Genomic DNA, 1267 nt, shown 5'->3' with positions numbered 1-1267 from the left:
ATCCCAACCCCGATCGGCCGGGAAACCACCAATCGCATCCCCACCCGACGCCACCAGATCCCACAACTGCTCCGGACTCGACACCCCACCCGGGAACCGGCAGGACATGCCGACGATGGCGATGGGCTCGTCGGTGCCCGCCGGGCCTGCGGCGCGGGCGGCGGCCGGGGCGGCGCTGGTGGTCTCACCCAGCCGCTCGTGCAGGTGCTCGGCCAGCCGCTCCGGCGTCGGATAGTCGAACACCAGCGTCGCCGTCAACCGCAACCCCGTCGCCGAGGCCAACCGATTACGCAACTCCACCGACGTCAGCGAGTCGAACCCCAACTCCTTGAACGCCCGCCCACCCGCAACCGCCTGCGCCGACGCATGCCCCAACACCGCCGCCGCCTGACCACACACCAGCTCCACCAACAACCGACGCGCCTCGTCGGGGGCGAGGCCGGCGAGGCGGTCCGACCAGGAGGTGCCGGTGCCGCCGGTCGCGCCGCCCGCCTGGCGGCGGCCGCCGGCGCGCGCGAGCAGCCGCAGGATCGGCGGGACCTGGCCGGCGTCCCCGGTGATGCGGAGGCGGGCCGCCGCGATCGCCGGCACGGCCCTGGCGGTGGCCGCGTCGAGCAGGGCCACGCCCTCGTCCGCGGTGAGGCCGGTCATGCCGAGCCGCCGCAGCCGCTGCGCGTCGTCGCGGTCGAGGTGGGCGGTCATGGCGCTGGTGGTGGCCCACATGCCCCAGCCGATGCTGGTCGCCGGCAGCCCCTGGGCGCGGCGGTGCTGGGCGAGGGCATCGAGGAACGCGTTCGCCGCCGCGTAGTTGCCCTGACCCGGCGAACCCAACGTCGCCGCGATCGACGAGAACACCACGAACGCCGACAGATCCAGGTGCGCAGTCGCCTCATGCAACGCCCACGCGCCATCCACCTTCGGCCCCATGACCGCAGCCACGTCGTCGGCAGTGAGGGACGTGACGACCGAGTCGGCGAGGACGCCCGCGCAGTGCACCACGGCCGTCAACGGGTGCGCCGGGTCGATGCCGGCGACCAGCGCCGCCACCTGCCCCGCGTCGGCAACGTCCACCGACACGGCGGAAACCTCCGCACCCGCCCCGGTCAACTCCGCCACCAGCGCCGCATAGTCGGAACCCTCAACCGGCAACCGACGCGACGCCAACACCAACCGACGGCTCCGGCCGGAGGCGACCAGGTGCCGCGCCACGACCCCAGCCAGGGTGCCCGACGCCCCGGTCACCAGGGTCGTCCCGTCCGGGTCCACT

1 protein-coding gene is annotated in these 1267 nt (G+C 74.2%); it reads right to left on the bottom strand.

Translation table 11 applies throughout. The features are described from left to right. Positions 1-1267 (bottom strand): type I polyketide synthase (locus ACVMYR_RS33090; RefSeq protein ID WP_457123699.1); only part of this gene is annotated, 1267 nt, incomplete at both ends.

Source organism: Micromonospora sp. PTRAS2 (genome assembly GCF_054052245.1).
The sequence above is the reverse complement of the archived record's forward strand: the minus strand, read 5'-3'. Positions and strand labels throughout refer to the sequence as shown.